Origin of the sequence: uncultured Gimesia sp., assembly GCF_937910335.1 — a bacterium.
GTDB lineage: Bacteria > Planctomycetota > Planctomycetia > Planctomycetales > Planctomycetaceae > Gimesia.
On sequence record NZ_CALEMX010000452.1, the window covers coordinates 1 to 4,511 of the forward strand.

The 4,511-nt window shown below is 45.4% G+C and carries 3 protein-coding genes; 2 read left to right on the plus strand and 1 reads right to left on the minus strand.

Annotated elements, in window-relative coordinates; genetic code table 11:
- Positions 1–403: 403 nt before the first annotated feature.
- The gene (locus Q0668_RS18000; RefSeq protein ID WP_298867157.1) at positions 404–937 is read right to left on the minus strand and encodes a hypothetical protein; all 534 of its coding nucleotides are present in this window, start codon (positions 935–937) and stop codon (positions 404–406) included.
- 1,070 nt (positions 938–2,007) lie between these two features.
- Between Q0668_RS18000 and Q0668_RS18005 the strand changes: the two genes are divergently transcribed.
- Both Q0668_RS18005 and Q0668_RS18010 read left to right on the plus strand, forming a co-directional pair.
- On the plus strand, positions 2,008–2,571 hold the full coding sequence (locus tag Q0668_RS18005; RefSeq protein ID WP_298867159.1) for an ECF-type sigma factor: 564 nt from the start codon (positions 2,008–2,010) through the stop codon (positions 2,569–2,571).
- Between the two features lie 198 nt (positions 2,572–2,769).
- A partial coding sequence (locus Q0668_RS18010; RefSeq protein ID WP_298867161.1) for a serine/threonine-protein kinase occupies positions 2,770–4,511 on the plus strand: 1,742 nt, incomplete at its 3' end.

The following is a 4,511-nucleotide window of genomic DNA, read 5'->3' on the forward strand; positions in this document are numbered from 1 at the left end:
AACAGGTTTGCCGGTATAAATAAATTGGCCCGACAGTGACCCCCACTCAGCGGCCTGAACTGGTTGTACAAACAAGAAGAGAAGCCCAAACAGAACTAGGTACTTCTTTAAGTAAGATTTGTAGCCATGCATGGTGAACTCGTCCCATTCCGATTTACTTTGTTCTACCAAATAAAGCAGTTTATTACGGCTGTGTCTACAATGGTATCTGTTCGCTGCTCCCGATGAAAGCAGAAAGCGGAGTTTCAAGTCGCTAGATCTATGGGGCTGACAAGGGGGAGTTGAGTCCCAAGGTTAAAAAGAAAAAGGGCAACTAAGGTCAATCAGCATTGGATAATGTAAGCAAGTCAATTTGTTTGCCAAACGCCTGAATTTCTTCCACTGACCGTGCTTGCGAATGATATTAATCCTCGAACAATTTCGGAGAAACTTTGATCACGCCCAGGTCATTTTTACCAGGCCTGATCTTCAAGTTAACAATTCCCCGTCCCCATTCCTCCTTTGCCAGAAGATATCCTACCTTTTCATGCCATATCCGAAATTGAAAATCACCCACGGGCAAATTCTTAATCGTAAATGCCCCGGTTTCGTCTGTCGAGGAAAAGTAAGGATTATTGAGCACTAAAAGATATGACTCTTCCCAAGGATGAATATCGCAAGTGATTCGTATTGGAATGTTTTCACTAGTTTGGAAACGAAAAGTTCTCTGTATATTTATTTTTTTTGGCAGATTACGGGAAAAATAATTTTTCAGTGCGTTGAGTTGAACAAGATGATCATGAGGATCTTTATTAATGACAACCAGTTCCTGGTGTTTGTGCCAGAGTCCTAATGTATGTGGTTCATAAATCGAATTCTGATGAAAAAGTGAGACTTTTTTTGGTAATTTATAATAACTTGGATGAATTTTTATTTCCTGTGAATTTTTCTTTTTCAAAAATATAAAAATATTTTTGAGTCCACCATTTTTCCCAATGACTAACGATTGGTCTTTTGTGAGTTTAACTGTTTTGGTGTTCGGAGGCTTTCCGGTATAAATAAATTGACCCGTTAGATCCCCCCATTCAGTGGCCTGGAGTGGCTGCACAATGCACAAAAGCAGGCCCAACAAAACCAGGCAGAATAGCGACAGGTTCTTCGTTAAGTATTTATTGTTACCATTCAAAATGTTGTTCTCCCTGTGTGATTCACTTTTCGCTTTAGACTTAAACGGAATTTAATTCTCGTTCATACAATAGTAATTACTAACTGTTCTCGATGAAAGCAGAAAATGCGGTTGTGGTGCATTCTATGCGACTTGCTGAATCGTGTCACATTTTCAATTAGAGTTATTGGGCGCTATTTCGTATCATGAATTTGGGTTTCTCCAGACGGATTGCTTTACACCGCCTGGTAAACGCTTTTCAATTCTTCGCTGGTCCTATCAATGATCCTGGTTTACGATGAGAGGTTATGTCATGCATAGGTTTCCCTTGTTTATATTCAGCGCTTCATTGCTGAGCTTGATACATCATGCAGAACGGCGTGTGGGAGTCAAGTGTCGCATGGTGGTTGGACACAGGCAAAGGGGTGTCAAAGCGTGTTTATTATGCGTCGAACGTGGGTCGATAGCCTTTGATAAGTGTGAACACCGGGAAGCGACTGGGCACACTGGTTTCAATTGTTCAAGTGATCTATTTCAAAAAATAGACGGTTTTGTACTACGCAAATCATCAGTGATTCAAAATGTTCTACTGTCTGAATTTGTCACTCGCGCGCGACGCTTAAAAAGCATGTTAAGTACCGGCAGGACGTCGTCAAGTGCAAGTTTATCAGTTTATTTTTAGTCGCTAACGCGTTTTTGACTTTCAAACAAAATGAGATAATAAAAATGATGTTTCAGAAATATCAAAAGAATAAAATTTGATATCAAACAGGACTTGGTCTGGTTAGACTGAAGTATAAACTGATAATGGAGTGCTTTGTTAATCGCTCTGTAAACTGAGATAACATAATGAGATTTACAAGATGCAGGAAGTAACACGAATCTTAAACGCGCTGGAAGCCGGTGATGAGGCTGCCACCGATCAATTGCTGCCGATCGTGTATGCTGAATTGCGCAAGCTGGCAGGCAACAAAATCTCCCAGGAAGCCCCCGGTCAAACTTTGACGGCGACGGCGCTGGTGCATGAAGCCTATCTACGGTTGGTGGGAAATGAGGACGAACAGCAATGGGATCATCGCGGCCATTTCTTCGCGGCGGCTGCGGAATCGATGCGACGAATACTCATTGAGAATGCGCGACGCAAAAAACGACTGAAACATGGTGGCGAACATGATCGTGTTGAACTTCCTGAAATTGCCGCGCCCGCTCAACAACAATTCGATGACCTGTTGGCATTGGATGCTGCTTTGACTCAGTTTGCCAAGGAAAGCCCGGAGAAATCGGAGCTGGTGAAGCTTCGTTATTTCGCTGGGTTAAGTGAGCAGGAAGCCGCGGATGTGCTGGGGATCTCTCGAGCGACAGCGGCTCGTCACTGGGCTTATTCTCGTGCCTGGCTCTTTAGTCAGATAAAATCAGACGCGGATTAAACTATTTTAAGGAAAGAGCTTACGGCGAAACAGGGGTGTCATTTCGAAGACTGATTCATGATAATCGTCGATTTTTGAACGAATGTATGAGGCGCGCCGCCGCTCGAAATCGCATGGTAAGATAGTCGTGGGGCAATGATTGTTCCTGTTTGAATTCGTTACCTGATGGGACGATTCCATCCTGAAGAAAACAAAATCATGTCTGAGCCTGAAGTACCAGAAAATCCTGAACAAGAGCCAACTCGCGAGAACGTCAATCCTCAATCGATTGAGGGTTTGTTTTTGCAGGCATTGGAAAAGAAGACACCCGTAGAACGTGCGCAATTTCTGGATGAGATATGCGGCGAGAACGTGGAACAACGTCGGCGCGTTGAAGCACTTTTATTGGCGTATGACGATGCGGGTAGCTTCCTGGAAAAATCACCTATTGGGTCGAATGACCCACAACCTATTTCGCTCGATTTTCTGACTCCCTCTGATAACCCTGATTTGTTAGGCACGCTTGGAGAGTATCAGATTCATGAAGTGATCGGGCAGGGAGGGATGGGCATTGTCTTTCGGGCACTGGATCCCAAGCTGAATCGGATCGTCGCCATCAAAGTGATGTCGCCTTTATTGGCGATCAACCCCAATGCGCGGAAACGGTTTCTGCGGGAAGCCCAGGCAGCGGCTGCTGTCAGTCATCCGCATATCGTCACGATTCATGCGGTTGATGAAGACAAATTACCTTACCTTGTGATGGAATATGTTGTTGGTCAATCGTTACAGGAAAAACTTGATAAAACAGGGGCTTTAAAAGTTACTGAAATCCTAAGGATTGGAACTCAGATTGCTGAAGGGTTGACTGCTGCTCACAAACAGGGTTTGATTCACCGCGATATTAAGCCTGCAAATATTCTTTTAGAAAATGGTGTCGAACGCGTCAAGATTACCGATTTTGGATTGGCGCGGGCCGTCGATGATGTGACGATTACGAAGACCGGCGAAGTCTCTGGAACTCCTCAGTATATGTCTCCCGAGCAGGCAACAGGCGAGCGTGTTGATCAACGAAGTGACCTATTCAGTCTGGGAGCCGTCCTGTATGCGATGTGTACCGGACGTTCTCCGTTCCGCGCGAGTCATCTGGCGGCTGTCGTTCGTCGCGTGTGTGATGATGCGCCTCGTCCCATTGAGGAAGTCAATGAAGACATTCCGAACTGGCTGATTGCGATTGTTGATAGCCTGCTGGAAAAACGACCTGAAGACCGAGTACAGACCGCAGAAGAAGTTGCGGAGATATTAGGTTCGCATTTAGCGATTGTGCAACAGCCGACGTACGACCCACATGTATCTCGTCCTGCGAAACATGATTATCGAAAACAGGTCAAAGCAAAGACGAATCAACGTCAAGGCCGACGGGGAGATCGAATTGGCGTCTGGCTCGGAGGGCTGATATTGCTTGTCCCCCTGTTCTTATGGGGAATTGGATCGGCAGGTGGTGGGCACTTTGCTTCCAGCGTTGAAGAAATGGTGCTCGTGTCCCTTTTGTTCTGTCTGCCGGTCGGATTGTTGGTGATGGTTTGTGGTGCACAAAATATTGTCCAACCAGGGTCAACGTGGGCGAAAGTGTTGGATGGGCTGTTTCTGTTGGGATGCATTTTTGCAGGGCCACTGGGCATTTTGTTGTATATAGTCCATTACATGAAGAAACGGGACGCACGCTCTGATAGAGAAGAAGAACAGCGAGTACTGGCACCACCTGATGTTCGAGTTACAGAGGAGCAACGTCGCTCGAACAAACGGGTTTTGATCGGTGTCGGTGTCGGAATTGGATTACTGTTAGTGACTTGGTTGCTAGGCGTCGAGTTGGGGGCTTTGCGCAGGTCTCAAATTACGATGAATGATTGGCTAATCGTTTCGGCAATAGGCTGTGTGATCGCGGGCGGACTATTTGTATGTAT

What these genes read in the sequence shown, in the direction of transcription:
- Q0668_RS18005 (WP_298867159.1), top strand. Translation starts at nt 2,008, where the DNA reads ATGCAGGAAGTAACACGAATCTTAAACGCGCTGGAAGCCGGTGATGAG.